Source organism: Streptomyces sp. CB02009, from assembly GCF_001905825.1.
Lineage (GTDB): Bacteria > Actinomycetota > Actinomycetes > Streptomycetales > Streptomycetaceae > Streptomyces.
This window is the reverse complement of the sequence record NZ_LIVV01000002.1, coordinates 598589-624157: the sequence shown is the minus strand read 5'-3', so window position 1 is coordinate 624157 and position 25569 is coordinate 598589. Positions and strand designations below refer to the sequence as shown.

17 protein-coding genes are annotated in these 25569 nt (G+C 74.3%); 8 read left to right on the top strand and 9 right to left on the bottom strand.

The genetic code is table 11. The annotated features are described in order from the left end of the window. Positions 1 to 7: 7 nt before the first annotated feature. A complete protein-coding gene (locus AMK27_RS10180; protein ID WP_073904878.1) occupies positions 8 to 4897 on the bottom strand; it encodes a hypothetical protein in 4890 nt (1629 codons plus the stop codon). 304 nt (positions 4898 to 5201) lie between these two features. On the opposite strand from AMK27_RS10180, the gene AMK27_RS10175 reads away from it, so the two are divergent. Next, on the top strand, positions 5202 to 6227 hold the full coding sequence (locus tag AMK27_RS10175; RefSeq protein ID WP_073904877.1) for a LacI family DNA-binding transcriptional regulator: 1026 nt from the start codon (positions 5202 to 5204) through the stop codon (positions 6225 to 6227). Between the two features lie 142 nt (positions 6228 to 6369). On the opposite strand, the gene AMK27_RS10170 is transcribed toward AMK27_RS10175, so the two are convergent. Then, on the bottom strand, positions 6370 to 9147 hold the full coding sequence (locus tag AMK27_RS10170; RefSeq protein WP_073904875.1) for a glycosyl hydrolase: 2778 nt from the start codon (positions 9145 to 9147) through the stop codon (positions 6370 to 6372). A gap of 335 nt (positions 9148 to 9482) precedes the next feature. Here AMK27_RS10170 and AMK27_RS10165 point away from each other — a divergent pair, with 335 nt between their 5' ends. The 4 genes from AMK27_RS10165 to AMK27_RS10150 all read left to right on the top strand — a co-directional run bounded on the left by AMK27_RS10165 (position 9483) and on the right by AMK27_RS10150 (position 14246). Next, the gene (locus AMK27_RS10165) at positions 9483 to 10802 is read left to right on the top strand and encodes an ABC transporter substrate-binding protein (protein ID WP_073904874.1); all 1320 of its coding nucleotides are present in this window, start codon (positions 9483 to 9485) and stop codon (positions 10800 to 10802) included. A gap of 79 nt (positions 10803 to 10881) precedes the next feature. Continuing rightward, positions 10882 to 11847 (top strand): carbohydrate ABC transporter permease, encoded by a 966-nt coding sequence (locus AMK27_RS10160; RefSeq protein ID WP_073904872.1) that lies wholly within the window; start codon positions 10882 to 10884, stop codon positions 11845 to 11847. Next, positions 11844 to 12755, top strand: coding sequence for a carbohydrate ABC transporter permease (locus AMK27_RS10155; RefSeq protein WP_073904870.1), 912 nt, complete (start codon positions 11844 to 11846; stop codon positions 12753 to 12755). Before AMK27_RS10160 ends, AMK27_RS10155 begins: the two co-directional genes overlap by 4 nt. Positions 12756 to 12842: 87 nt before the next feature. Beyond that, the gene (locus tag AMK27_RS10150) at positions 12843 to 14246 is read left to right on the top strand and encodes a GH1 family beta-glucosidase (RefSeq protein WP_073904869.1); all 1404 of its coding nucleotides are present in this window, start codon (positions 12843 to 12845) and stop codon (positions 14244 to 14246) included. 26 nt (positions 14247 to 14272) lie between these two features. Here the strand turns inward: AMK27_RS10150 and AMK27_RS10145 are convergent, their stop codons facing one another. The 3 genes from AMK27_RS10145 to AMK27_RS10135 all read right to left on the bottom strand — a co-directional run bounded on the left by AMK27_RS10145 (position 14273) and on the right by AMK27_RS10135 (position 17647). After that, positions 14273 to 15037 carry a hypothetical protein gene (locus tag AMK27_RS10145; protein WP_143204841.1) on the bottom strand — a complete coding sequence of 255 codons (765 nt, stop codon included), beginning with the start codon at positions 15035 to 15037 and terminating at the stop codon, positions 14273 to 14275. 174 nt (positions 15038 to 15211) lie between these two features. Next, on the bottom strand, positions 15212 to 16573 hold the full coding sequence (locus AMK27_RS10140; protein ID WP_073904866.1) for a carbohydrate-binding protein: 1362 nt from the start codon (positions 16571 to 16573) through the stop codon (positions 15212 to 15214). A gap of 135 nt (positions 16574 to 16708) precedes the next feature. Then, positions 16709 to 17647 (bottom strand): LysR family transcriptional regulator, encoded by a 939-nt coding sequence (locus AMK27_RS10135; RefSeq protein WP_073904864.1) that lies wholly within the window; start codon positions 17645 to 17647, stop codon positions 16709 to 16711. Between the two features lie 229 nt (positions 17648 to 17876). Here AMK27_RS10135 and AMK27_RS10130 point away from each other — a divergent pair, with 229 nt between their 5' ends. Together AMK27_RS10130 and AMK27_RS10125 are read left to right on the top strand one after the other, a co-directional pair. Beyond that, positions 17877 to 18542, top strand: coding sequence for a GOLPH3/VPS74 family protein (locus tag AMK27_RS10130; RefSeq protein WP_073904863.1), 666 nt, complete (start codon positions 17877 to 17879; stop codon positions 18540 to 18542). A gap of 336 nt (positions 18543 to 18878) precedes the next feature. Then, positions 18879 to 20216 (top strand): hypothetical protein, encoded by a 1338-nt coding sequence (locus tag AMK27_RS10125; protein ID WP_073904861.1) that lies wholly within the window; start codon positions 18879 to 18881, stop codon positions 20214 to 20216. 81 nt (positions 20217 to 20297) lie between these two features. Here AMK27_RS10125 and AMK27_RS10120 read toward each other — a convergent pair whose 3' ends face one another. The 3 genes from AMK27_RS10120 to AMK27_RS10110 form a co-directional block, all read right to left on the bottom strand. Further along, positions 20298 to 20747, bottom strand: a complete 450-nt coding sequence (locus AMK27_RS10120; RefSeq protein ID WP_073904859.1) for a MarR family winged helix-turn-helix transcriptional regulator — start codon at positions 20745 to 20747, stop codon at positions 20298 to 20300. Beyond that, positions 20744 to 21226: a MarR family winged helix-turn-helix transcriptional regulator gene (locus tag AMK27_RS10115; RefSeq protein ID WP_073904858.1), complete on the bottom strand. Its 483-nt coding sequence runs from the start codon at positions 21224 to 21226 to the stop codon at positions 20744 to 20746. Before AMK27_RS10115 ends, AMK27_RS10120 begins: the two co-directional genes overlap by 4 nt. A 112-nt stretch (positions 21227 to 21338) precedes the next feature. Continuing rightward, complete coding sequence (locus AMK27_RS10110) at positions 21339 to 22043, bottom strand: TetR/AcrR family transcriptional regulator (RefSeq protein ID WP_073904856.1); 705 nt, start codon at positions 22041 to 22043, stop codon at positions 21339 to 21341. 93 nt (positions 22044 to 22136) lie between these two features. Here AMK27_RS10110 and AMK27_RS10105 point away from each other — a divergent pair, with 93 nt between their 5' ends. Beyond that, on the top strand, positions 22137 to 23771 hold the full coding sequence (locus AMK27_RS10105; RefSeq protein ID WP_073904855.1) for an amidohydrolase: 1635 nt from the start codon (positions 22137 to 22139) through the stop codon (positions 23769 to 23771). Between the two features lie 46 nt (positions 23772 to 23817). Here AMK27_RS10105 and AMK27_RS10100 read toward each other — a convergent pair whose 3' ends face one another. Beyond that, on the bottom strand, positions 23818 to 25467 hold the full coding sequence (locus AMK27_RS10100; RefSeq protein WP_073904853.1) for an alpha/beta hydrolase: 1650 nt from the start codon (positions 25465 to 25467) through the stop codon (positions 23818 to 23820). Positions 25468 to 25569 lie beyond the last annotated feature (102 nt).

The window sequence follows — 25569 nt, the reverse complement described above, 5'->3', positions numbered from 1 at the left end:
GCCCGGGTCAGGCCCGCCCCTCCCGCTCCCGCTCCCACGCCTCCGCGAACAACTCATGCAGCGGGACCGTCGGCAGCAACCGTACGAACGGGGAGCGGAGTTCGTTCCTCCACAGCGGGCGGATCCGGTGGCTCGCCAGCTTCACCTTCTCCAGAGGAAGGTGCGGGGACTCCAGCTCGGTCCAGTCGCCGGGCAGGAACAGGGTCCTTCCCGCCCGTGCCCGCTTGGCCTCCAGGACCGCGCCGGTGGCGAGGAGTTCCGCCCGGACCGCCGCGTGCCGCTTGGTCGTCCAGCCGTTCCACCGGCGGACGTTCCGGTCGGTGGGTGCCGCGAGCGCCGCGATCTGCAGGTAGAGGGCGGCCGCGTCCGTCCCGGCGCCGAGTTCACCCGCCACCTCCGCGACCAGCTCCGGGCAGGACTGCCGGGGATCCGCCTCGTACGCGCCGTCCGGTACGGCTCCGGAGCCGGCCCGCCGCATCATCCGGTCGAGTCCGCCGCCGACGAGCAGCGGTGCCACCCGGTCGAGTTCCTCGGCGAGGTCGGTGGTCTCGCGGACCCGGCGCCACACCTCGGGGTCGGCGACCTCTGCGGGCCGCAGGAAGGCGTTGCCGCCGGGTGCGCACACCACCAGGGGGCCGGAGTCGTAGGCCGTCAGGGTCGGCATCTCACCCTCCTCCTTCCGGCGGTCCAGGGACACGGGCAGCGTCGCCGGCCCGAACCGCTCGGCGATCCGCGCCGAGGTGTCCTGGACGCGTCCGCCGGCCAGTTCGACGAGGAGCTCCGGTCGGGCCAGCTCGGCCCGCAGCCGCTCGTGCAGGGCCGTCGCGCCGGCCACCGCCGGGTCGCCGACGGGCCGGTCGGTCCACGCCCAGACCAGGGCGCTCGCGATCCGCTCGACCGACAGGCCGACGGGGGTGCCGTAGCGCAGCTCGGGTCCCTCCGGCGGCAGCGCCCTCACCTCGGCGCCCAGGCCGTACCGGGGCGCCGCGAGGTCCCAGCCGACCGCGGGCACGGTCGAGTCCTCGGCGGCCTCGTAGCCGCCCGCGAGGCGTCGTGCCCACACCTCGGAGAGGCCGAGGTCCGCCTCCAGGGCGTCGGCCGCCTCGTCGTGGACCACGGGCAGTGCGCCGATCCGCTCCCGCCACACCCCCGCCATCCGCTCCACGGCCGCCTCGACCCCGCCGGGCCGCCACAGCTCGGCCGGATCCGCGGGAAGCGCGGCGGCGAGCACGGCCCGCCGGCCGGCGCCGCCCAGGCGCGCGCGGAGGTGCTCGTAGGCCTCGACCGTCATCGGACTGGCCTTGTACGGCGCCTTGCGGGCGAGGGCGCGGTCCTCGTCCCGGTCGGCGCGGCCGACGAGACCGGCGACCACGAGCCGGGCCACGGGCCTGCGCACGCCGGTCAGTTCGGCGAACCGCACGGCGGCGGACTCGGGCACGGGGAGCGGGCCGTGCGCGTCGATCGCCGCGAGGAGGGCCCGCAGCCGGCCCGCGTCGTCCCGGTCCACCCGGACGAGCCGGGCGTCGGGGACGGCCGCCGGCACCGGGTCGTCCTCCGTGGAGCCGACGGCGGGAGCGACAAACCAGCAGGCCTTCCCGGCGTCCCACCGCGCGGCGGACGCCACGACGGTCCCGCCCTCCCTCAGTGCTTCGAGGGGCCCGGCCCCGGTCGTGCGGCCGACCCACCACCGGCCGCCCTCGCGGGCGAACGGCTGCTCGGCCCAGGTCTCCAGGAGCGCGCGCAGGGCGGCCCGCTCCGGGTCAGGGGTCGGCGCGACCGCCGTGCGCCAGGCGACGGCGTCGATCGCACCGAGCAGCTGCGACCAGTCGTGCGGCAGGGCGGGCGGGGAGAGCCGCCGGACCTCCTCCACGATCGTCCCGGCCAGGCAGGCGCCGTCGGCGGCCAGCGCGCTCAGGGTCGCGGCCCGGCCCACGTCCCGGCTCCGCCGCCAGGAGTCGTCCGACCCGTCCACGACGAGTCCGCACAGCGCGGGCATCAGCTCGGTGTCCGGCACGGCGCTGCTCGGCAGGACGGGCGGCGCCTCGGCGAGCAGGGTGACGCGCCGGTGCAGGGCGCGCCGGCGCCGCTCCACGCGGGCGGCGCGCCCGGCCACCGCGACGACGGCCTCGACCAGGGCCGGGGCGGTGACCGCGGGCAACTCCCGCGCCACGGCGGCGCGCAGCGCCTCCGTACCGTCGAGGGCCGCGGTCAGGAGGGTGTCGGCCACTGCCCGTTCCACGGTCCGCAGCGCCGTGGAACCGGCCGTGTCCCGGGTCCGCAGCAGGTACCAGAAGGCGGGCGGCAGGGCCACGCCGAGGGATGCGGTGGCGCGGCGGGACGGCTTGACGCGCGGGTGGGCGGGCGAGTGGTGGCCGTCCAACTCCCACAGCAGGACGCCGTCGGCCGCGTACGCGCGCACGCCCGTGCGGGTCTGCGCCTCGGCGAGGACGACGTCCTCCACGGCGCCCCCGGGCGCCGCCATGAGTCCCCAGGGCTCCTGTCCTGGCCGGTCGATGTCGAAGCGGGCCTTGCGGCCGTCGATGCTCTCCAGGAGGTAGTGGTCCGGGGCGTTGTCGCGGTAGCGGGTGCGGAACAGCACCCGGGTGCCGACCAGTCCGTCCCGGCTGCCCAGCGGGGAGTCGGTCAGGCCGGCGGGCAGCGGCGCGAGGTGCAGCGCCTCGCGGGCCAGGGTCTTGTCCGCCTCGGACGGCTCCAGGACCGGGTCGGTGCTCGCGGGGCGGCCCGGGAAGTCGGGCAGCGGGGTCGCGCCCTGCCGCTCGCCGGTGACCGGGTCGACGGTCTCCCACGGCCGGCGCCCGAAGACGGCGTTGGTCCAGATCCGGTCACCGTCCCCGAGCTGCAGCTCCTCCCGGTCGATCCCCTCCGTGCCGCCGGGCCGGGTCACCCGGAGGCCGCCGTGTCGCCCGCCGCCGTCGGCGGTCTCGAACTGGAAGCCGTACGCCCCGTCCAGGCTGCCGCCGAAGGGCACCAGGCCGCCCGTGTCCTCCGGGGTGAACGGCTCGTCGGGGCGGTCGGCCCAGACGGCGGTGTCGCAGTAGTAGGGGCTCTTCTTGAGGCTCCAGCTGACGAGGAACGAGCCGCCGACGTAGTGGACGGCGAACATGGTCGCGTCCGCCGGCACCGTGAACCGGCAGGAGCCGCGCACTCCGTCGGGGTCGACGGCGACGGCCCGGTCGCGCCCGAAGACGGTCAGCACGGGCCAGGTGCTGGTCACCCCCGCCACACCGGGGAGTCCGGCCGCACCGATCCCGTCGAGGGCGAGCCGCGCCTCCGCCGGGGTGCCCGCGGGGGCCGGGGTGTCGGTGGTGTCCGTGGTCTCGGTGGTGTCCGTGGCGGCCGCAGCGGCCCCGTCCGGTTCCGCGGCCGGGTCGGCGGCGTCGGCCGCCGCGAGGGCGTCCGCCGCGAACTCCTCGTACACCGCCTCCAGCGCGGGCCAGGCGAGTTCCTCCGGCAGACCGGCCGCGAGCGAACGCCGCAGCGCGCCGCCGGCGGACGCGCCCGCGAGGGCGTCGCCGATCCCGCCGAGCGCCGCCACCGTCGGCCGGTCGAGGAGGGTCTCCAGCTCGGCGACCGACTCCTCCGCGCCCGCCATGCCGCCGCCCCCGACCGCGTCGACGAGCCTGCCGACCCGCGCGGCCACCTCGTGCGCGATGCCCTCGTTGCCGGGGAGCAGGGTCACGGCCGATCCGGGCTTGCGGGCGGGAGCTCCGTACCAGTGGGGCTGCAGGCCGGCGTGCACGGTGCCTTCGAGGCGCGGGCCGAACGCGGGGTCGGCGGCGAGGGCGGAGAGGTCGCGCCGGGACTTCTCGCCCCAGAAGCGCATCCGGGTCGCCGGGCCGGGGTCGACGACGGTGGCCCCGGCGGCCAGGCAGGCGTCCAGGACGTCGGCGTCGAAGCCCTGGTAGTAGTGGCGGGTGGTGTGCACGGTCACGGCTCCGCCCCCGGCCCGCAGCCGGGGCCCGAGCCTGACCACGAGGTCGAGGAACTCGGGCGGGAGCTGCTGGCGCGTGACTCCGCCGCCGGACGCCCGCGTGTACTGGTACATGTGGACGAAGTGGCCGACCCAGCGGTGCAGTCCGTCCTCCGGCACGATCCGTCCGGCTTCCATCGCCTCCGTGGCGCCGCACCCGATCAGCATCCGCAGCCAGGCCCCGCCGTCGGTGACGCTCTCGGGGAAGACCTCCAGGAGTCCGGCCGCGACCCCGTCCGCCGGCGGGTGCGCCGCCAGGACCGGCTCGGCGGCGACGAGGAGGGCGTCCGGCACGGACTTCTTCCGGGTGACCGACAGGATCTCGCCCACCACGCGCGCGACCTCGTCGTCCCCGTGCCCGGCGGCCTTGGCGGAGGCCCGGACGCGGCGCACGAGGTCGGCCGGGAGATCGGCCGGCGAAGCGGCCCAGGCGGTCAGGAACGTCCCGAGCGCCGCGTACGCCTCGGCGGGTCCGAGCGACTGCGCGAGAAACTTCTGGTGAGCCCCGAACTCCTTGGCGGGCATGGCCCCGCCCCGGGCGAACAGCAGCCCGTTGGCCCGGCGGTAGGCCGGGTCGACGGTCAGGCCGTGCTCGGCCTCCGCGGCCCGCGCCGCTCCGTAGGCCCGACCGCCGGGGCGGCTGCCGCGACCGATCAGCCGGTGACCGACGGTGTCCCAGAACCACGGCAGGTGCGCGGTGGGCAGCTGCCGCGCCCGCCACGCCATGGCGTCGACGAACGCGCCCGGCTTCGACCAGGACCGGTTGAGCTCGGCCCCCATGGCATCGGTGAGCTCACGGGCCGCCGCGGCGGCGGCCGGATCGTGGGCGGCGACCCAGTCGGCGTAGGTGGTCGAGACGTGCGTGCTGCCCTGGGCGGGCACCAGGGCTTCGAGCGAGGCGATCATGACGGGATCGTCGCACGCACCACTGACACCCCAGGAACGGCAGGGTGTTCACCACCGAGGCCCCCACGGGCACCGGGTCGGCACCGAGCCGGGAAGCCGCCCGGTCCGTGCTGCGCCCGGTACGGGCTGGGAGCGCTCTCAGAGGGTGGGGGCTACAGATATCCTGATGCGCACAAGGACGCACATCCCGCGTCACCGGACACACCGCTTCACCGCACCACCCGCGTCACCGCACACCGCTCGTCGCCCCACCCGCACCGCACGCCGACACCCAGCCCCACCACGCAGCCGAGGAGCGCACGCCTTGCCCGAGCAGACCACGGGGCCCCGCCCCACGCTGGAAGCCGTCGCCGCTCGCGCCGGCGTGTCCCGCGCCACGGCCTCGCGGGTCGTCAACGGCGGCGCGGGCGTACGGCCTCCGCTGGTCGAGAAGGTGCGCAGGGCGGTGGACGAGCTCGGTTACGTGCCGAACCACGCGGCCCGCACGCTGGTCACCCGGCGCAACGGAGCGGTGGCGGTGATCATCGCGGAGCCCGAGTTCCGGATCTTCTCCGACCCGTTCTTCGAGCAGCAGGTGCGGGGCATCAGCCGGGAGCTGACCGCGCACGACGCCCAGCTGGTGCTGCTGTGGGTGGAGGGCCCGGGGGACCACGACCGGATCGCCCGGTATCTCGGAGGCGGGCACGTCGACGGCGCGCTGGCCTTCTCGCTGCACAACGACGACGCACTGCCGGCCGTCATCGACCGGACCCGCATCCCGGTGGTGTACGGCGGCCGGCCGGCTCCCGGGACGAGTCCGGCCGTGCCGTTCGTCGACTGCGACAACCGCGGGGGCGCCCGTGAGGCCGTGCGGCATCTGGTGGACCTCGGGCGCCGGAACATCGCCCACATCTCCGGGCCGGACGACCAGACGTCGGCGCTCGACCGGCTCCACGGCTATCGCGACGTCCTGGTCGACGCCGATCCCTCCCTGCTGTCCCGGGGCGACTTCACCGAGGAGAGCGGTGCCCGCGCGATGGCGGAGCTGCTCGACCGGCGGCCCGACCTCGACGCCGTGTTCGTGGCCAACGACCTGATGGCCTCGGGTGCGTTGCTGACGCTGCGCGAGCGCGGTGCGCGGGTGCCGGAGGACGTGGCGGTCGTCGGCTTCGACGACATGGCGTCGGTGGTGCGCCGGACCTCCCCGTCCCTGACCACCGTGCACCAGGACATCGAGGACATGGGCCGGCTGATGGTGAAGCTGCTGATGCGGCTGCTCGACGGGACCGGTCCCGCCGGCCCCGCCTCCGTCATCACGCCGACGTCGCTCGTGCTCCGCGACTCGGCCTGACGCGGCGGACGCGGCGGACGCGGCGGACGCGGCGGAGCGGGAGGACACGGGACGGCGGGCCGGGTGAGGAGGAACCCGGCCCGCCGCTCCGTTCCCCCCGAGGGGCTCGGTCGGTCAGTCGAAGTCGGTCACTCGACGTCGGTCAGTCGAAGGGGATGACCACCACCGACCGGTCCGTGCCCGTCTGGACGCGCGAGTCGCCGTTGCCGATCGCGCTCCAGACCTCCAGGCGCACCGTGCCGCCCGTCAGGTTGCCGAGCGTTCCGGTGGCGGACCTGAGGCCGCGGGACTGGGCGTACTCCTCCCAGCCGGCGACCGGGTCGGTGGCGAAGTAGTGGTAGGTCTCCGTCCGTTCGAAGGTGCCGTCACCGGTGAGGTCGTAGCTGACGCGGGCCTGCTGGCCGAGGCCGACGGACGTGCCGGCGTCGATCTGGAGGCGGAAGGCGGTGGAAGCGCCGGCCTTCAGGGTGCCGTTGACTCCCCTGGCCTCGTAGACGACGGGCCGGTTGGGGGTGCCGTCGTGGTTGCCGCCCTGCGCGGAGAGGACGGTGTCGCTGCCCGCCGTGGCGCCGGTGGCCGTGGTGAGCGTGCCGCCCGTGCGGAGCTGGAAGGTGTTGCCGGTGGACGGCTCCGGGTCGGGGTCGGGATCGGTGCCGCCCGTCCCCGTTCCGCTCGCGGTGGAACGCGCCGCTACGGAGAGGGACTTGCCGTCGGAGAAGGTGACGGTGCGGGCGGTGGCGCCGTGGTTGTGGGCGACGTACGTCCGGGTGGTGCCCTTGGTGAAGACGGCGGAGGTGGGGATCGATCCGGTGACCGTCGCGTCGGGGGCGCCGAGCGTGTCGAGCGTGGTGAGCCAGTGGTAGGTGTGGGCCTTGGACTCGCCCGCCTCCGGGGTGTAGCCGGCGTTGCCCGCGTCCCACTTGGCCTTGGCCGCCGCCGGGTCGGCGAAGGACTGGAACTCCCAGAGGATGTCGCGCCATTCGACGGCGGGGCCGGGGTTCTCCCGTTCCATCTCGGCGATGTTGCGGCGGACGGCGTCCTTGTGGCCGCCGAGGTGGAGCGAACCGCCGGTCACCGGGAGGACGTTGATGCCGTGGATCTCCTCGGGGTTGGCGGTCCACCAGGTGGCGTAGGCCGCTCCGCTGCCCCAGACCATGCCGGCGGTGTCGTGCTGGAAGGCGCCGGGGAAGACCTGCTGGTCGGCGTCGAACCAGTACTGGGCGATGGCCTCGCCCTCGGTGGTGAGCAGGTAGGTGCCGAGGTCGCGGAGCTGGGTGTTGCCGGTCGCCGAGCCCCAGAGGACGAGGGCGGCGCTGAGGTTGGTCGACTCGGAGGAGGACTCCTGGTTGTTTCCGGCGGCGAAGCCCTGGTGTCCGCTGGCCCAGCTGTGTCCGGCGTAGACGTCGAAACCGCGGAGGAACGGGAAGGCGGTGTCGGTGCGGCTGGGGTTCGCGGTGTCGCGGACCAGGGTCTTCACCATCGCGCCCCAGGCGGAGTCGGCCGCCCAGCCCGCGTCGTACTGGGCGACGATCGCGGCGGCGTAGACGTAGTAGCCGTAGTGGAAGTGGTGGTCGTTGAGTTCGGTGTCGCTGCCGTACGAGGCCGGGTAGCCGGTGAGGGTCTTCCAGGCGGTGTCGTACGAGAACTCGCTGGCGCCGCCGGCCGTGAACCAGTCCTGGAGCCGGCCCTTGATCTGGCCGAGGAGCTTGTCGCGGAGCGCGGTCTCGCCGATCTGGTCGGCGAGCGGCACCAGCTGGGCGAGCTTGCCGAGGGCCTTGCCGGTCCAGTAGGTGTCGACGGCCCCGGAGAAGGGGTCGGCGGAGTTCGCGACCTCGTTGAGGTAGCCGCGCAGGCGGGCGGTGTCGACGCCGCTGCCGCCCGGCAGTCCGGGCAGGGTGGCGGCCGCCTTCTGGCTGGTGGTGAAGGAGGCCGACTCCCGGACCTTCATGGTGCCGCGGGGCGACACGTAGGTGTACGGGGTGAGCGGGTCGGTGGTGTTCAGCCACTGGTGGCGGTAGAGCGCCTGGAGGGTGCCGCGCTCGGTGCCCTCCTTCGCCTCGGTGGTGAGGGCGTAGGTGGCGCGGACGGTGCCGGCGTCGTAGCTCCAGTTCACGGTGGACCCGGTGACGAAGCTGTAGGCGTACTTGCGGTAGGTGGCGAGGGCGTCGGTGGACGGCAGGACGGCGACGGAGAAGTAGTCCTTGCCGCCGAGCCCGGCGGTGATGGTGGAGCCGGAGACGTTCCAGTCGGTGCCGGTGGGCGAGAAGAGGGCGTAGTGGTGGCCCGCGACGGTGATGCCGAGGACGTTGCCCTGGTCGGCGAAGACGGTGGGCGCGGTGGCGGTGGTGATGCGGGCGTCACCGCCGCTGCCCTTGGCGTACACGAAGGGCATGCCGTGGCCGATGGTGGTGCGCAGGGTGCGGGCGCCGTCGGACCAGTAGGGGGTGACGGTCCAGTCGGACCAGGCGTCGGCCTTGGTGTCGGGCGAGTTGAGCCCGGTCAGGCCGAGGGTGAGGTCGGCCTTGTGGGCGAACTCGTACTGGCGTCCGTCGCCGACGATGGCGGGGGTGGTCGGGTAGCCGAGTTCGAGGCCGCCGGCGACCGCCTGGTAGGTGAGCGGGTGGCCGTACATGGGAGTGGAGTACGGGTTGTCCCCGTAGCGCTGGAAGGCGAGGGAGGACCACCAGTCGTTGGTGGGGACCGGCTTGCCCTGGGCGGCGGCGGTGACCTTGGGGGTCACCGGGGCGCCGGTGTTGGTGGTGGGGCCGGAGGTACCGGCGGGGCGGGTGTCGGAGTAGCTTCCGGCGCCCGTGGGGACGGTCGCCGCTGCCGCGGGGGCGGCGGCGGGCCCGAGTCCCAGGGCGGCGAGGGCGGAGACCAGGACCACGGCGGCGGCCGGCCTTGTGCGGGGGGCTGGCATGTACGGCACCTCATGTCGTTCGCGACGAGTGGGGCACGGCGGGGATGCGTGGAGCGGGGATGCGCGGGGAGAGGGGACGCTCTCGCGGTGGACGCCTGGGCGGACACCGCGAGAGAGACGGAGAGCTTCGAGAGAGCGCTCTCAAGACGCCGGAAACGTAAAACCGCCGAAACACGTGTGTCAAGAGATTGAACACAGGCCGGACTTGGCGGCTCTTCCCGTCCGTTACGCCTTCGAGCCTTGACGGATGGGCTCCGTCCCAGGCACGCTCCCCCCGCACGCTTGAGAGCGCTCTCAGTCGCTCTCGCTCGTTCCGGAGCCAAGGGAGGCTTCCCATGCCCATCGCCAGAGCCGCCGTCACGACCACCGCCAGGCGAGCCGTCCTCCGTCTGGGGGCGGTCGCACTCACCGGGGCCCTGCTCGCCGCCTGCGGAGGTGCGTCGGACGACACCTCCGCAGATGGCGCGGGAGGCGAGGTCACCCTCACCGTCGACCTGTTCGGCTCTTTCGGATACAAGGAGGCCGGGCTCTACGCCGAGTACGAGAAGCTCCACCCCGGTGTCACCATCAAGCAGACGGACACCGAGGACGAGGCCGACTACTGGAAGTCCCTGCAGACCCGGCTCGCCGGCGGCGCCGGCCTCGCCGACGTGCAGGGCATCGAGGTGGGCCGGATCGCCTCCGTCACCCAGCAGCAGGCGGACCGGTTCGAGGACCTCAGGAAGTACGGCGCGGACTCCCTCAAGGACCAGTTCGCCCCCGCCAAGTGGGCCGCCGCGTCCGGCAAGGGCGGCGAGGTCCTCGGCCTCGGCACCGACGTCGGCCCCGAGGCGATGTGCTACCGCACCGACCTCTTCAAGCAGGCCGGACTCCCCACCGACCGCGCGGTGCTCGCCCAGAAGTGGTCCACCTGGGACGGCTACCTCGCCCTCGGGAAGCAGTACAAGGCGAAGGCCCCCGCCAAGAGCGCCTGGCTCGACAGCGTCGGCAGCCTCTACTCGATCATGATCGGGCAGGAGAAGGAGCGGTACTACGACGCCTCCGGAAAGCTGATCTGGGAGGAGAACCCCGCACTGCGCACCGCCTGGGACCACTCCGTCCAGGCGGCCCGGGACGGACTGAGCGCCAAGCTCGACCAGTGGTCCCCGCAGTGGAACCAGGCCTTCGCGGCCGGTTCCTTCGCCACCATCCCGTGCCCCGCCTGGATGCTCGGCTACATCAAGGGCCAGGCCGGTGAGGCCGGCAAGGGCAAGTGGGACGTCGCCGCGCTCCCCGGCGGCGCCGGCAACTGGGGCGGCTCCTACCTGGCGGTGCCGAAGGCCGCGAAGCACAAGAAGGAGGCGTACGAGCTGGTGAAGTGGCTCACCGCCCCCGAGCAGCAGACGAAGCTCTTCCAGAAGCAGGGCAACTTCCCCTCCGCCACGGGCGCGATCGCGAAGGTCGCCGACGCGAAGGACCCGTTCTTCTCCGACGCCCCCATCGGGCAGATCTTCGGTGACGCGGCGAAGGCGGCCCCGGTGCAGGTGCTCGGCGTCCACGACCAGAACATCGCGCAGCAGATCACGAACGCGCTGAGCGAGGTCGAGCGGAAGGGGACCTCGCCGGAGAAGGCCTGGTCGAACGCGAAGAAGGGTGTCGCGAACACCGTCGGCTGACCTCCGCCGCCGGATCCGGCCGACCTCCGCGGCCGGCCCCCCTCCCCACGTCTCCTCCACTCCTCCGAAGGGCCGCGCCGTGACCCTCACCGCACCCGAGACGCCGGCCCCGCCGAAGCCGGTCCCGCCGCCCGCGCGGCGGGGGTCCGCCCGGCGGGCCTGGCAGTCCTTCTCGCCGTACGCCTACCTCGCCCCGTTCTTCACCCTGTTCGTCGCCTTCGGGCTCTTCCCGCTGCTCTACACGGCCTTCGTCTCGCTCTACCGGGTGGAGCTGCAGACGCCCGGCGACATGGAGTGGCGCGGATTCGGCAACTACACCGCGCTCTTCGGCGACGAGTACTTCTGGCTCTCGCTGCGCAACACGTTCACCATCGGCGTGCTCTCCACCGTGCCGCAGCTCGTCATGGCCCTCGGGCTCGCGCATCTGCTGAACTACAAGATGCGCGGCCGCACCTTCCTGCGGACCGCGGTCCTCCTGCCGTACGCGACGTCGGTGGCGGCCGCCACCCTCGTCTTCGCGCAGCTCTTCGGGCGGGACTTCGGCCTGATCAACTACGCGCTCGGCCTGGTCGGCATCGACCCCGTCGACTGGCAGAACGGCACGGTCGCCTCGCAGATCGCGGTGTCCACCGTCGTCATCTGGCGCTGGACGGGCTACAACGCGCTGATCTACCTGGCCGGCATGCAGTCGATCCCGCACGAGCTGTACGAGGCCGCCGCGATGGACGGGGCCTCGCGGTGGCGCCAGTTCTTCCACGTCACGCTGCCGGGTCTGCGGCCCACGATCCTGTTCACCGTCATCGTCTCGACGATCGGCGCGACGCAGCTGTTCGGCGAGCCGCTGCTGCTCGAAGGGTCCATCTCGGGCGGCATCTCGCACCAGTACCAGACGCTCGGCCTGTACATGTACGAGCAGGGCTGGGGCTTCTTCCACCTGGGCCGGGCCGCCGCCATCGCCTGGGTGATGTTCCTGCTCATCGTGGTGCTCGTCGGGGCCAACGCCCTGATAGCGCGCCGCCGTTCCCGCAAGGAGGCCGGCCGATGACCGCGCCCGGTTCCACCGTGACGCGAAGCCCCTCCCGGGCCGCCCGCACACCCGGTCCCACCGCGGCGCGAGGCCCCTCCCGGGCCGGCCGCACCCTGCACGCGGGCCCGCTCGCGTACGGGATCCTCGTCGTCGCCGTCCTGTTCTCCGCGTTCCCCTTCTACTGGACGATCGTCGCGGCGAGCCGATCCAACGCCGACCTGGCGAAGGTGCCGTCGACGCTGCTGCCGGGCCCGAACCTCATCCGCAACTTCGAGGCGGTCCTCGAAGAGGCGGACATCGGCAAGGCCCTGCTCAACTCCCTCATCGTGTCGGGTTCGATCACCCTCGGCACCGTGCTGTGCTGCACGCTCGCCGGCTTCGCCTTCGCCAAGCTCCGCTTCCGGGGCCGCGGCGCCCTCCTTGCGATCACGATCGGCACCATGATGATCCCGCCGCAGCTGGGAGTGATCCCGCTGTTCATGCTGATCGCCGAGCTGGGCTGGGTGAACCAGCTCCAGGCGGTGATCCTGCCGGGCCTGGTGTCCGCGTTCGGCGTGTTCTTCATGCGCCAGTACCTGGTGCAGTCGCTGCCGGACGAGCTGATCGAGGCGGCGCGGGTCGACGGCGCGTCCACCGCCCGCATCTTCTGGTCGATCGTGGTGCCGATCGCCCGGCCCGGCATGGCCGTCCTGGGCCTGCTGACCTTCATGGCGGCCTGGAACGACTTCTTCTGGCCGGTCGTCGCCCTCACCTCCTCCGAGCCCACCGTGCAGGTCGCCCTGCGCCAGCTCGGCGGCGGATACGTCCACGACCAGTCCGTGATCATGGCGGGCACCCTGCTCGGCACCCTGCCGGTGCTCCTGGTCTTCGGCCTGCTGGGCCGGCAGATCGTCGGCGGCATCATGCAGGGCGCGGTCAAGGGCTGACCCCCGCGCCGCCCTCGCCGCCCTCGCCGGCCACCGCCAGTGCCTCCCCCATCCTCCAGACCCCTCACTCCAGGGAGTTCCCATCCCATGACCGCGCTCGACGCCCGTACCGACACGACGACCGCCCTCCGCTTCCCCGAGGGCTTCCGCTGGGGCACCGCCACGGCCGCCTACCAGATCGAGGGGGCGGCGGAGGAGGACGGCCGCACGCCGTCCATCTGGGACACGTTCAGCCGTACGCCCGGCAAGGTCCGCAACGGCGACACCGGTGACATCGCCGCCGACCACTACCACCGGGTCGACGAGGACGTCGCGTTGATGCGGCGGCTCGGCGTGACCGACTACCGCTTCTCGATCGCCTGGCCCCGGGTGCAGCCCACCGGACGGGGCCCCGCCGTGCGCAAGGGCCTGGACTTCTACCGGCGGCTCGTCGACCGCCTCCTCGACGCGGGCATCCGCCCGGTGGCGACGCTCTACCACTGGGACCTGCCGCAGGAGTTGGAGGACGCCGGCGGCTGGCCGCAGCGGGACACCTCGTACCGGTTCGCCGAGTACGCGGCCATCATGGCGGACGCCCTCGGCGACCGGGTCGCGACCTGGACCACGCTCAACGAGCCCTGGTGCGCGGCCTTCCTCGGCTACGGCAACGGCGTGCACGCCCCGGGCCGCACCAGTGCCCTCGCCTCGCTCCGCGCCGCCCACCACCTGAACCTGGCGCACGGGCTCGCGGCGCGCGCGCTGCGCGGGGCGCTGCCCGGCGCGTCCGAGGTGTCGCTGACCCTCAACCTCCACGCGGTACGGCCCTGTTCGCAGGCGCCGGAGGATCTGGACGCGGCGCGCCGGATCGACGCGGTCGGCAACCGCGTCTTCCTCGACCCCGTCTTCCACGGCCGGCTCCCGGAGGACCTGGTCCGCGACACCGCGTCGGTCACGGACTGGTCCTTCGTGCGGGACGGCGACCTGGCCGCGGCGGCCGCGCCGATCGACTCGCTCGGCATCAACTACTACTCCCCCTCGGTCGTCGGTGCGGGCAGCTCGGAGTCGCCCTCGCCGTGGGCGGGCGCGGAGCGGCACGTCCGGTTCGAACCGGCCCCCGGGCCGCGTACGGCGATGGACTGGCCGGTGGACGCGACCGGGCTGCACGAGCTGCTGATCCGGCTGCGGGACGAACTGCCGGACGTGCCGCTGGTGATCACCGAGAACGGCGCGGCGTACGACGACTACGCCGACCCCTCGGGCAACGTGAAGGACCCGGAGCGGGTGGCGTACCTCCACGCGCATCTGGCGGCGGTGCACCGCGCGCTGGCCGACGGGGCGGACGTCCGCGGGTACTTCCTCTGGTCGCTCCTGGACAACTTCGAGTGGGCGTACGGCTACAGCAAGCGGTTCGGCATCGTGCACGTGGACTTCGCGACGCAGCGGCGGACGCTGAAGGACAGCGCCCGGTGGTACGCGGAGGTCATCGCACGCGGGGGCCTGGCGGAGGAGTGACGGGCGGGCGGCCCGGGCCGGGCCGGCTACGTCCGCAGGGCGCCGGCGACGAAGGCCCGGGTCCACGGGACGGCCGAGTCGATCGGGATGTACCGGTCGTCCGCCGGGAAGAAGTCGACGACCCCCGCCGCCCCGTAGTTCGCCCAGAAGCAGGTGGTCATGGGGAAGGTGTCGGTGACGTTCTGCCGGCACTTGACGACGAGGGCGCTGTCCGTGACGGTCCTGGTCTCGCCGGTGAAGTCGCGGCCGTCGCTCGTCGCGTTGTCGGTGGACGCGGCGAAGATCCGGTTCAGCGCGGCGGCGGGGTCCGCCACCTTCTCGTACAGATGGCTCCTGGCCGTGAACATGGGTGCCGAGGCCGACATCGTTCCCTTGCGGAGGATGTTCCTCGGGCTGCCGAAACAGGACACCTCGTCGGCGACGTCGTTGCTGTCGCCCTCGATCTCCTTGAGGTCGTCGTCGCCGCTGACGCGCATGTCGAGACCGCTCCCGTAGTGGATGCCTCCGTCGCCCTCGTCGCAGACGAGGCCCTCCAGCTGCGGGACGGCGATGGCCGTGTAGCGGGTGCCGGGGTCGGCGGCGAGCCTCTCGGTGGCCGGGGCGGCCCCGCCCTCCCCGCCGCCGGTGGCCGAGCCGCCGGTGGAGGCCCCGCCCTCCGACGCCTTCCCGGGCGCGGGCCGCCCCGTCGAACCCTCGGCGCCCGAGGGCTCGGAGGAGCCGCAGCCCGTCAGCGTCACCGCCACGGACGAGGTCAGAACGACCGAGGCCACGACTGCCCGAAACCTGCTCATGTGCCGACTCCCCCGCGAAGCGCACGTGCCGTCCCGAGGACGGCACCCTGTAGTGGACCGAGATCGTCGACCACGGTTGCTGATCAAGATCGCGGTGATCCTACGGGGAACGCGAGGGGGTGCCGCGACACCCCCCTCGGGTCCGCGGCACCCCCGGTCACTATTCGGCCAGGGTCACAGGCGCTGCCAGAGCGCCGGGACGTTCGGCGGCTGCCAGCCCGCCTGGGCCTGGTGGCCCTGGAGGCAGCGGTAGCTCGCGCCGCCGTACGTGACGACGTCCCCGGCCGCGTAGACCTTTCCGGCCGCCCAGGTGCCGCCCGGCTCCGGCTCGCCCGGCCCGGGACCCGGGTCCGTGCCGGTGGTCTTCAGCGTGAGCCCGTAGGTCTGGAGCAGCGGATTCAGTGGCTGGAAGAAGGTGGTGCCGCCGCTGGAGCAGTTCCCGGAGCCGCCGGAGGTGACCCCCTGGGCCTGGCTGCCGGAGATGTACGAGCCTCCGGAGTCACCGGGCTCGGCGCAGACGGTCGTACGGGTCACCCCGGAGATGGTGCCCTCGGGGTACGTGACGCTGGTGTTGTGCTGCTGCACGGTGCCGCAGTGCCAGCCGGTGGTCGAGCCGGAGCGGCACACGGAGGAGCCGACGGGCTGCAGCACCGAGCCGGTCACCTGGACGTTCCCGCCGCCGGAGCCCTTGACGTACGGGGTGGAGGTCCAGTTGGTGTTGGCGGCGACCCAGGCCATGTCGTTGCCGGGGAAGACCGAGCCCTGGAAGCTGCCCTGTGCCACCTGGTTGAACCCGCTGGTGGCGGTGCCCGCCCGGCCGCAGTGACCGGCGGTCGCGAAGCCCTGGGTGGTGCCCCGGGTCACCGCGAAGCCGACCGAGCAGCGGCCGCCGCCGCCCATGTAGTACGCGTCGCCGCCCCGGATGTCGTACAGCGGGCGGGGTGCCTGACCGGTGCGGACGACGCGCACCAGCTCGCGCGGCACGCCGGTGGCCCGCACGAGCCGCGCCCCGGCGCCGGCCCTGGTCTCCTCGACCACCAGGACGTTGGCGCGGACGTCGACGTAGCGGACGGGCGCGTCGGTGCCCGCGGACCGGTCGAGGCGCTGCTTGGCGCGTTCCAGGGCGGTCAGACCGTGCGTCACGAGCACGGCCCGCGCACCCGCGGCCCGTATCGCGGGGGTGTCGGCGGCTCGGGTGGTGGCCACGGTCAGGACGCCGGCCTCGGCACCGTCGACCCAGGCTCCGGCGAAGGCGCCGCCGAGGCCCTGGCGGAGCCGGGCGGCGGTGGCGCCCGCCTCGGCCTCGTTGGCGAGGCGGGTCAGGGCCTGGGAGCGGGTGAGTCCCAGGTCGCGCCGCATGGCGTCGAGCAGCTCGGGCCGGGCGGAGTCGGCGCCGAGCGCCTGGGCGGCGGTCCTGACGGTCGGGGCGCCGTGGGCGTCCGGGGCCGCGGCCGCGGAACCCGCCTGGAGTCCGGCCAGCGCCATTCCTGCGGCGACGAGGGCGGTACACGCCGCGCGGGCGTGTCGTCGGAGCATGGGGAGTCTCCTCGGGTCTCGGATCGCGGTTCGGGGATCTCGGACCCCTGGTCCCGGATCACGGTGGGGGATCTGCTGGAACCGTAGGGATCGCACCGAGGGGACGGGAGTTGCCAGTCGGCCCCTGCCATGGCGTTATGCCGGGGGTGCCACGCCCGTGTGCAGGCGGCCCGCGCTGGTCGCCAGCGCCGCGGCGTGGGCGGCCCGGGTGTGGCCGAGGACGGTGGCGGACCGGGAGGCCGCGCGCCCCTCGGGATGCCAGCCGAGCAGGTGGCGCCACATGAGCGGAGCGCCGGCGAGGGGGCGGGTGACGAGTCCCGGGGTGACGGGGAAGGTGGCCCGGCACAGTCCGACGGCCCGGCCGACCTGCACCAGATGCACGCAGGAGGCGGTGTCCGTCTCGTACACGCAGGCCGGGGTGAACCCGGCGCGTACGCAGGCGGCCGCGAAGCAGTCGCCGAAGCAGCCGTCGCCCGGCACGTCGGTCCAGGCCTCCGCGGCCAGTTCGGCCAGGTCGATCTCGGCGCGGGGCGCCAGCGGATGGTCGGCGGCCAGCATCACGTACACCGGGTCGCGGGCGACCTCCGTCCAGGCCAGTCGTCCCGCCTCGGGCGGACCGCTCTCGCCGCAGGCCCCGACGAGGGCGAAGTCGAGGCGGCCGTCGGCGACCCCGCCGGCGATCTCGCGCTCCGACCACGAGATGTACGTGGTGACGGGGGCGCCGGGATCGGCGCGGGCGATCCGGTCGACCAGGCCGCCGAGAAGCGGCCCGTGGGTGCCGCCGAGGCGGTAGCCCTCGGCCCCGTCGCGGGCGAAGCGGACCGCCTCCTCCTGCAGCTCGCAGACGGCGGGCAGCACCACTCGCGCCCGTTCGAGCACCAGGTCGCCGAGGGCGGTGGCCCGTACGCCCTCCCGTCCGCGCTCGAACAGGGCACCGCCCAGAGCCCGTTCGATCCGCTTGAGCTGAGCGCTGAGCGCCGGCTGGGCGAGCCCGAGCGCGGTCGCGGCGCGCGTGAGGCTCCCCGCGTCGGCGATGGCCCGGATCGTCTTGAGGTGCCTCAGCTCCAAGTCCATAGCGAGAGCTTGACGCGCCGACCCGCTGCGGTCCAGACCAAAGCACCGCCCGAATTCCGCCATGTACACGGAACGACGCAGGTCACAGCGGGCGGTGGCCGGTCGGCGGGAACCGTGCCGGTGCCGCACTCGTCCTCAGGTGCGAAGGGTGCCCCGGACGTTCGACCGTTTCGCGGCGCCGCACGCGCGCGCATGCGGCAGGTCGCATGCGGAAGGCAGGGGGTACGGGGTGGCGGTCACGCTCGCGGAGGAGATCATGCTGCTGTCCCTGGACGACGTGTCCGGGGTCGCGAAGGAGCGGCAGACCGCCGCGTGGGCGGTCTCGGGCGGCATCCTGCTCGATCTCGTCCTGGCGGGGCGCCTGTCGGTCGACGAGGGGCGGCTGACGGTGACGGACCCGACGCCCACCGAGGTGCCTCTGCTCGACGAGCGGCTGCGGCAGATCGGCGCGTGGTGCGCGAAGAAGGGCAAGGCCCCGAAGGTCACCGAGTGGCTGACGAAGGACCAGTCCAAGGCCGTGAAGGCCACGGTCGAGAGCCTCCGCGAGCGCGGCCTCGTGCGGGAGGAGCGGCAGCGGGTGATGGGTCTCTTCCCGGTCGCCCGCTACCCGGAGGCGGATGGCTCCGTCGAACGCGAGCTGCGGGCCAGGCTGCGGACGGTCCTCACCACCGGCCCGACCCACAGCGCCCGCACCACGGGACTCCTCGCCCTGATCCACGGCGCCCGGCTCCATCGCCTCGCCTTCCCCGACCTGCCCCGCAAGGAGGTCGCGGCCCGTCTGGAGGAGCTCACGGCCGGTGAGTGGGCGGCGGAGAGCGTGCGCCGGGCGATCAGGGACATGCAGGCCGCGATGCTCGTGGTCACGACGGCCACGGTGGTGGCGGTCACCAGCTGAACGGACGCGGCTTGCACCGTCCGACGCGGCGCGGTGCGGGGCGGCGCGGTGTGGGGCGGCGCGGTGTGGGGCGGCGCGGTGCGGTGCGGCGCGGTGCGGTGCGGCGCGGTGCGGTGCGGGGCTACGCCGTGCGGGCGGTGCGGCGCGGTGCGGTGTGCGGAGGGGACCGGGGCAGGCCCCCACGGCCCGCCCCGGTCCGCCACCACTGTCCCTCCCGCCACTCACGTCTCACTCACGTTCCGCTAACGCGGGCGGGGCCGACGCGCTGTACCGCGCGGTAGTCTGCTCGCCCCTCCGATCACGCACCCGATTCCTCCAGGGAAGCGAGCGACGCCGATGGCCGATCCGAGCCGGACCTACGTGGACGAGTGCCTGGGCGGGAACCGCGGGCTCGCCGAGGCCGTGGCGCGGGCCGCACTGCCGCCGGCCTTCGAGGAGGCCTGGCGCGCGCATCTGCTGCCCCGGCCCTGGTTCGTCCGGGCCTCCGATACGGCCGCCTTCGCGCGGGACCTGGAGGGGCTCTTCGAGCTGCTGGTGTCCCTGCCGCTCCGGCTCTTCGACGGGGACCTGGACCGGTACGCGGCGGAGGTCGGGATCGACCCCCCGCTCGCCGCGCTGCTGCGCCGGGGCGGCTCCGGCGTCCCGGCCAGGTTCGGCCGCGCCGACGCCTATCACGACGGCACCGCGTTCAAGCTCCTGGAGTTCAACCTCGGCAGCGAGGTCGGCGGTCTGGACATGGCCGTGTTCAACCGGGGACTGCTGCGGGTGCCCGCGTTCGCGGCCTTCGCGCGCGAGCACCGGCTGGACCACGTGGACATCGCCGCGCGGACGGCGGCCGTCCTCCGCGACCGCGCCGCGCCGGCGCTCTCCGGGGGCGGCGAGCCGGTGGTCGGGCTGATCGAGGGGCGCGGTGGCGTCGGCCCGTACGGGAGGCTGATGCGGGCGACGGTCGAGGCGATGGCCGAGCAGGGCATCGACCTGCGGATCGGGGAGATCGACCAGGTACGCGCCCGGGCCGACGGCAAACTCACCCTGGACGGCACCCCGCTGGACCTGGTGCTGCGGAACTTCGCGGCGAGTCAACTGCTCGACGACCCGGCGGGCCCCGATGTGGCGGAACCGTTCTTCCGCGCCCACCGGGCCGGCCGGACCGTCCTGTTCACCTCGCTGGAGAGCGGCTTCTACGCGCACAAGAGCGCCCTCGCGCTGCTCACCGACCCGCGTCGGCGCGACGCGTTCGACGCCGGCGAACGGGCCCTCGTCGACCGGGTCCTGCCGTGGAGCCGCACGCTCCACGCCACCGCCCCCGCCGAGCTCGTCGACCTCTGCCGGGAGCGGCGGGACCGGCTCATCCTCAAGCCGGGCGCCGGGTACGGCGGCCTGGACACCTTCGTCGGCTGGGAGTGCACGGACGCGGAGTGGGACAAGGCGGTGCGCGTGGCCGTCGAACGCGGCGGTTACGTGGCGCAGGAGCGGGTCGTACCGCGTCCGGAACCGGTGTACGACCCCGCGACCGGCGACGTCCACGACTGGATCGCGGCGCTGGGCGTCTTCCTCACCGACGAGGGATACGCGGGCACGCACGCGCGCGCCAACCGCGCCGACGGGGGTGCGATCGTCGGGATGAGCAGCAACCCGGACACCCGGATGGTGGGCGTCTTCTCCCACCCGTGACGCGCCGCCGGTGGGCCGTGGACCTGACCGCGCGGAGCATGCGCCGCCGCCGCACAGGCCGCGCCGCGCAGCCCCGAAGTCTCAGGCGTCGGCGGCCAGTTCGGCGTTGGCGCGCTCGGTGATCAGGGTCAGCACGCGGCCCGTCACCTCCAGCTCCTCGTCCGTGAGGCCGGCGTACAGCCGGGCGGTGACCTCGGCGGACTCGGCCGAGGTCGCCTCGTACAACTCCCGTCCACCGTCGGTGAGTCGTACGCGCTTCGGGTCCGCCGGGTCCGCCTCCAGCAGCTTCGTGGACGTCAGCTCCCCGATCACGCCGGACACGACGGACGCCTCGGTCTTCAGGGACGCGACGACGTCGTCGACGAGCGCGTCGCGGCCGGCGGACCCGCCCGCGGCCACGACGGCCCGGAGGGTCACGCTCTGGTGGAAGGTGATGCCGTGGCGGGTCAGGACGCTCTCCAGGCGGGCTCGCGCCGCGTGGTGTGCCAGGGCCACGACCCGGCCGTCGGCGCGGGGTGCGGTGGTGGTCATGAGGGCTCCTCGTCGGTCTCGGTGTGCGGATCGAGCGGTACGTCGAGCAGGGTCGCCAGCTCGTGGGTGAACTCCCGGGTACGTGAGCCGGTGCGGCCTCCGAGCGGCGCGAGCAACTGGTCCAGGAGGCCCTGGACGACCGTGACCGCCCGGCGCGTGACGTCGAGCCCCTGCTCGGTGAGCGACAGCCGCATGGCGCGCGGGTCCTTCGGGTCGCGGGTGCGATCCACGAACCCGGACGCCTCCAGGGCGCGGACGAGCTTGGAGACGTAGAGCGGCTCCATGCCCGTCCGGTCGGCGAGTTCGCGCTGGCTGGGCCGCGGCCCGGAGCGCGACATGCCGTACAGCGACGCCATCACCACGTACTGGGCGTGGGTCAGGCCAAGCGGTGCGACCGCCCGGTCGACGGCCACGCGCCACTTCATCGACAGGCGCCAGACGAGAAATCCCGGCGAGGCGCCGTTGGTTGCTGAACTCACGCCAGATACCGTACATGGCTACTATGTACATGGCTACTATTTTCGCCGGGCCGCACGCCGGTTCCGGTGCGGGGGCCCGACGCCAGGCTCCCGCCCCGGGCCCGGCCCGGGCTCACTCCGCGCGGGGGTGGAGCGCCGCCGCCCCGGCGAGGAGGAGTTCCAGCGCGAAGGGGTAGCCGCTGTCGCGCATGTCGGCGGCCAGCAGGGGGAACGCGGCCCCCACGTGCGGATGGGTGTCCGGCGGCAGTCTCCCGTAGACCGCGTGCCAGACCTCCGCCTCCGCCTCCCGCGCGGTGGACGGCAGGGCGAGTGCCGCCGCGTCCTGGGCGGCGAAGGCGAGGGCCTGGTCGACGAAGGCGTGGTAGATCCGGACCGCGAGGCCGTCCGGGAAGCCGGCCGTACGCAGCACTCCGAGGATTCCCTCGACCACCCGGGTCTCGTGGGTGCGCCCCGTGGTCCGGTGCGCCGCGAGGAGCGCGGCCTGCGGATGGGACTGGTAGCGGGCGTGGAGGCGGAGCCCGATCGCGCGGAGGTCCGCCCGCCAGTCGCCGGTGGCCGTCCAGCCCTCCTGGGCCCGGCCGATGAGCTCGTCGGCGAGGGCGAGGAGCAGGGCGTCCGTGTTGCGGAAGTAGCGGTAGAGGGCCGTGGGATCGGCGCCGAGCGCGGCACCGAGCCGCCGCACGGAGAGCGCCGCCGCGCCGTGCTGCTCGACCAGCCGCAGGGCGGTCTCCACGATGAGGCGCTCCGAGAGGACGGCACCCTGCTTGGTGGGGCGGCGGCGCCGTCTGCCGCCTTCGGGGACCACGCGTTCGACCATGCCCGGACCTTATGTCAACAGCATTGACGTGTATACGGCGGTGCGGATTGCATGGGGCCGGCACCCGTCGTCGCACCTCCCCAGGAGCACCCCATGACCTCGGCCGATCTGGTCTTCACCGGCGGACCCGTCTTCACGGTCGACCCGGCCCGCACCCGGGCGAGCTCGCTCGCGGTCGTCGGCGACCGCGTCGTCGCGGTCGGCCACGACGAGGTGCGGGAGCTCGTCGGCCCCCGGACCGAGGTCGTCGACCTGGCGGGGAAGCTGCTGATCCCGGGGTTCCAGGACGCCCATGTCCACGCGGTGTTCGGGGGCTCGGAACTGGCCGAGTGCGATCTGACGGGCACGGTCGGCGTCCCGGAGTACCTCGGCCGGGTCCGGGCGTACGCCGACGCGCACCCGGACGAGGAGTGGATCACCGGCGGCGGCTGGTCGATGGAGAGCTTCGCGGGCGGGCTGCCCACCCGTGAGCTGCTCGACTCGGTCGTCCCTGACCGGCCGGTACTGCTGGCCAACCGGGACCACCACGGCGCCTGGGCCAACACGAGGGCCCTCGAACTCGCCGGGATCACCGCCGACACCCTGGACCCCGCCGACGGCCGCATCGAGCGCGGGCCGGACGGCACGCCGAGCGGCATGCTCCAGGAGGGCGCCACGGCGCTGGTCTCGCGCCTCGTACCGCCGAGCACACCGGCGGACCGCCTCGCGGGGCTCCTGCGCGCCCAGAAGCTGCTGCACTCCCTCGGCATCACCGGCTGGCAGGACGCGCTCCTGGGCGCGTTCAGCGGCCGGGCCGACCCTTCAGACGCCTACGCGACCGCCGCCCGCGACGGCTCGCTCACCGCCCGGGTGACCGGGGCGCTCTGGTGGGACCGGCAGCGCGGGTCGGAACAGATCGCCGAACTGGTGGCGCTGCGCGAGAAGTTGAGCCACGGCCGTTTCCGGGCGACCTCGGTGAAGATCATGCAGGACGGGATCGCGGAGAACTTCACCGCCGCCATGACCTCCCCCTACCTGGACGGCTGCGGCTGCGCCACCGCCAACAGCGGGCTCAGTTTCGTCGACCCCGGGGCGCTGCGGCGGTACGTGGCGGAGCTCGACGCCCTCGACTTCCAGGTCCACTTCCACGCCCTCGGCGACCGGGCCGTCCGCGAGGCCCTCGACGCCGTGGAGGCCGCGGTCGCCGCCAACGGGCGGCGCGGCAACCGGCACCACCTCGCCCATCTCCAGGTCGTCCATCCGGACGACCTCCCCCGCTTCGCCGCGCTGGGCGCCCTCGCGAACGTCCAGCCGCTCTGGGCGGCCCACGAGCCCCAGATGGACGAGCTCACCATCCCGTTCCTGGGTCCCGAACGCAGCGCCTGGCAGTACCCGTTCGGCGATCTGGCGCGGGCCGGAGCCACCCTCGTCGCGGGCAGCGACTGGCCGGTGAGCAGCCCCGATCCGCTCGCGGGCATCCACGTCGCCGTCAACCGCCGGGAGCCCGGCACCGCCGACGAGCGGGTCTTCCTCCCGGAGCAGCGCCTCGATCCGTCCACGGCCCTCGCCGCCTACACGGCCGGCTCCGCCCATGTGAACGGCCACGACGACGCGGGCACACTGCGCCCCGGGAACCTCGCCGACCTCGTGGTCCTCGACCGCGACATCCTGACCGGGCCGCCGGAGGAGATCGCCGCGGCCCGGGTGGAGCGCACGTACGTGGGCGGCCGTCTCGTGCACGCGCGCTGAGCGGGGCCGTGCCCGGCCCCGGCCCCGCCCCCGGCCCCGCGGCCGGTCAGTCCCGCAGGTGGCCGAGCACGGAGCGCATCGCCCGCTCCACGCACGCGCGCGACTCCTCCGTGTGGTCGAGGAGTTCGAAGCTGTGGCGGCCGTGCGGGACGTCGACAGTCTCGACCTCCGCACCGTTCCGCCCGGCGGCGGTCAGGAACTCCTCGACCGTCGCCGCGAAGGCCGGGTGCTCCCGTCCGGCCCGGGTCAGGACGATCGCCGGGCCGCCCGCCGTACCCACGACGTCGGCGGGCCGGAAACGGGACTCCACGGCGCCCCAGCCGGGAAGCGGTGCCAGGGCCGGATAGCTCGCCGCCAGGCAGCGCAGCCACGGCGGGGGCGCGGCCAGCCAGTCCGCCGCGAGGAGCCCGCCCGCGGAGAAGAACCAGAGCGCGATCCGGTCCGCGTCGACGCGCGGGTCGGCGCGGACCAGCGCGACGGCTTCGGCGAGGTCCTCGGCCGCGAGGGCGAAGTCGGCGAGTCCGTGCAGCCGGTGGTCCAGGGTCACGCCGATCGCCCCGAGGCTCGCCGCGTAGCGGGCGTACCCGAGCAGGAACGGGGTGTCGCGCGGGGTGGGCCGCTGATCGGGGGCGACCGGGCCGCCGTGGACGAAGACGACGGCCGGCCGGGGCCGCTCAGCGTCGGGACGGCGCGGCGCGCCCCCGGCCGGCGCCCCGGGTCCGCACGGCAGGTGGAGGTCGATCCGTCCCCGCCGCTCGCGCGGCACCTCGGGCACGTCGAGGAGGAAGGGCAGCAGGTGCGTCGGCCGCTCGTGCGTCCGCCCGGACGCGGTCACCCGGTGTCCCTCCCCCGCCGCCGCCCCGCGCAGCACCTCGGCCAGTTCCCCGGGCGCGGAGAGCATCGGCCAGTGACCGGTGCCGAGGTCGACGAACCGGATCCGGTCGTCGGCGAGGGCCCGGAACCGGGGCGGCCCCGAGTCCACCAGCATCTGGACCGCCTCGACGCTGGAGCCGTTGGCGGTGCACAGCACCCCTGTGGTCGGCAGCCCTGCGGCCGCGCCGGCCAGCCGGAGCGGCTGGGTGAGCGTGCGCACCGGCTGCGGTGCGGCGAGGCGGTCGAGCCGTTCGAGCGCCTCGGCCGGGACTCCCTCGGTGCTGCCCCACCGGGACCAGGCGCCCGGCTCCGGCGGCGCGAGCCAGCCGTGGTCCGCCCCGGGCCCGGCCACACCGGGCCCGGCAGCACCGCTCCCGGGACCACCGGGGCCGGCCCCGCCCGTGCGAGCCCCGTCGCCCCCGTCCCCGTCCCCGCCCCCGTCCCCGTTCGCCAGTCGTGCCCGTGCCTCGGGGTCGGGCACGGAACGCGCGGCCGCCTCGCCGTCCTCGGGCAGGGCGGTGTCCAGGGAGACGATCCGGGCGACGCGCTCGGGACGCCGATCGGCGGCGCCGACCACGGGGTGGAGCCCGTAGCCGTGTCCGACGAGCACGACCCGGGGCGTCCGGAGGCCGTCGATCAGCCGCACCAGGTGCTCGATGTGGGTCTCCAGGTCGACGGCCGTTCCGCCGGCGCTCCGCCGGCCGCCGATGCCCGGCAGGGTCACGGGGTACGCCTCCGAGCCCGCCGCCCGGAGCAGGGACGCGGTCTCCTCCCAGACCCAGCCACCGGTGAAGGGGCCGGACACCAGCACGTACACGGTCATGTTCGTCTCCTCGCGGCTCTCGGGGATGCCTCGCCGGCACGCTAGGAGCTCCCCCAGGGGGAGATTCAAGGAGCCGGGGAGCGGGGCTCCGAGGAGGGGCCG